The 2,192-nt window shown below is 65.2% G+C and carries 3 protein-coding genes and 1 pseudogene; 1 reads left to right on the top strand and 3 read right to left on the bottom strand.

Annotation, left to right across the window (positions count from 1 at the left end):
• Window positions 1-275, bottom strand: a pseudogene (locus tag AC1DMG_RS21690) (DUF3772 domain-containing protein); the annotation flags it as partial.
• Between the two features lie 86 nt (window positions 276-361).
• Here AC1DMG_RS21690 and nfi point away from each other — a divergent pair.
• A complete protein-coding gene (gene nfi / locus AC1DMG_RS21685) occupies window positions 362-1,051 on the top strand; it encodes a deoxyribonuclease V (RefSeq protein ID WP_441603420.1) in 690 nt (229 codons plus the stop codon).
• A gap of 3 nt (window positions 1,052-1,054) precedes the next feature.
• Here nfi and AC1DMG_RS21680 read toward each other — a convergent pair whose 3' ends face one another.
• Together AC1DMG_RS21680 and AC1DMG_RS21675 are read right to left on the bottom strand one after the other, a co-directional pair.
• Entirely contained in the window at window positions 1,055-1,411 is a 357-nt protein-coding gene (locus tag AC1DMG_RS21680; RefSeq protein ID WP_441603419.1) for a Fur family transcriptional regulator, read from the bottom strand.
• A 4-nt stretch (window positions 1,412-1,415) separates the two neighbouring features.
• Window positions 1,416-2,060, bottom strand: coding sequence for a PadR family transcriptional regulator (locus AC1DMG_RS21675; protein ID WP_441603418.1), 645 nt, complete (start codon window positions 2,058-2,060; stop codon window positions 1,416-1,418).
• Window positions 2,061-2,192: the final 132 nt, after the last annotated feature.

The following is a 2,192-nucleotide window of genomic DNA, read 5'->3' as shown; positions in this document are numbered from 1 at the left end:
GCATCAGCCTGCGGAGCGAGGCTGGTGGTCAACTGGTCGGCTTGCTGCTGGATCGCCTGCGTCTTGCTGCGCGCGTCGGTGAGGATGTCGTCGGTGAGCTTGGTCTTGTCGGTCAGCGTCTTCTTGATCTGGTCGAGCTGTGTGCTCAACTGGTCAGGCGTGGCGAGCACGGTCTGCTGGATCTGCCCGTTGTTCTGGGTGTCCTGGGCCAAGACGGGAGAGGCGCCAGCGACGGCGAATAGAAGGATCAGCAGCAGACGAGACAGGATAGGCATGCGGGCATGATCCCGACCGGTCCTGAACCGGTCAATGAATAAATGTTTTGACGGTGTGTTCAGGCCCGGGCATTCACGCTCTCTTGATGAGCGCCTTCGACCTCGCCAACACCATGCCGCCCTGGGACGGAAACGTCGCCAAGGCACGCCTGCTTCAGTCCGAACTGGCCGCGCAGGTGCGGCTGGTGGACGACTATCCGCCACTGCGCCATGTCGCCGGCGTCGATGTGGGCTTTGAAGAGAGCGGTGCGGTGACGCGCGCGGCGGCGGTGTTGATCGATGCGCAGACGCTGGCGCCGATCGCCGAAGTGGTCGCGCGACAGCCGACGCGCATGCCCTATATCCCCGGGCTGCTCTCGTTTCGCGAGCTGCCTGCCTTGCTGCAAGCTTTGTCGGAACTGCCGGAATCGCCGGATCTGGTGTTCGTCGACGGCCACGGCATCGCGCATCCGCGACGACTCGGCATCGCCGCGCACCTGGGCGTGGTCACCGGCCTGCCGACCATCGGCGTGGCGAAATCGATCTTGGTGGGTGTGCACGAGGAAGTGGGGCCGCACCGTGGCGACCGTCAGCCGCTGGAGTACAAGGGCGAAGTGATCGGCTGCGTCCTGCGCAGCAAGGATCGCATCCGGCCCTTGATCATTTCGCCGGGGCATAGAGTGAGCATGGCCACTGCGCCGGAACTGGTGCTGGCGTTTGGTACGAAGTATCGGTTGCCCGAGCCTACGAGGCTGGCTGATCGGCTGGCGTCGCGGCGAGGAACCGTGCGCCGCTGACTTTCAGCTGGTCGCGCGAACCAGGCGATAACCAAACGCCGCCGCCAGCCGGGCTACGGCAGCGATCGCTTCGGGCTGCCGCGACACTGATCCGCTCGATGCGCCCAGTCGCCAACGCGCTCGCTCGTGCGCCACGGCACGCGAACTGGCCAACCCGTGCTGCTCCAGTTCGCGCAGAAAGCGATACACCGTGCCGAGACTGGTGTGTGGCTCCAGCGCCTGCGCGCGACACATCAGTTCCACCGCATCCGGCTCGTCACTCGCCTCGTGCAGCACCCGCCAGATCGCCAGGCGCGGTGGCGTGGCACGCATGCCCGCCTGCGCCAGCAGCTGATGAACGTCGGCCGGCGCAGTGGACATGGCGTCAGGCATCCTTGTTGCCCTTGGCGATCTCTTCCGCGGCCTTGCGGATGATGTCGCCGATGCGCTTCACTTCATCCGCGTTCCACGGGCCGCCGTGCATGAACAGCGCACGCTTGAGGCTGTGCATGGCCTCGCGCAAGGCCATCGGGGCGGCAGCGCGGGCAAACATCTTGGCGGTCTGCTCCATGCGCGACATCACCGTGTCCACGGCTTCCTTGTTTTCGGCGAGAAACGCCTTGCCTTCGGCCGTGATGGTGTAGAGCTTCTTGCCGCCGTCGTTTTCCACGCTCGCGTGACCCAGCTCCTCGAGCAGGGTGAGGGTGGGATAGACCGCGCCGGGGCTGGGCGAGTAGGCGCCGTCGAACATCTCCTCGATGGTGCGGATCAGTTCGTAGCCATGACGCGGCTGTTCGGCGATCAAGGCGAGCAGGATCAGCTTGAGGTCGCCGTGGCCAAACACGCGGCCCCCGCGGAAACGTCCACCCATGCCACCCCAGCCGCCTTCACCCTCGTCGTCCCCGAAGCCCCGACCGCGTCCCCGGCCACGGCCCATGCCGATGGCCTCGCGAGCCCAGGCATCGCGGCCTTCGTGGCAGTGGTGGTGATGGTGCGCGTGGTGCCGATCGAACAAATGACGAAATCCCATGACTAACTCCGATATATCGTAAGTAACAGTCTTAAGATATATCGTGAGTTTCGAAAAATGCAAGTGCGCGCCCATGACGACGCCCCTGTCCCCCCTTGTGGGAGCGCACCCTGTGCGCGAACGCGGCGCGAG

The organism is Dyella sp. 01N36 (assembly GCF_056399745.1).
The sequence above is the reverse complement of the archived record's forward strand: the minus strand, read 5'-3'. Positions and strand labels throughout refer to the sequence as shown.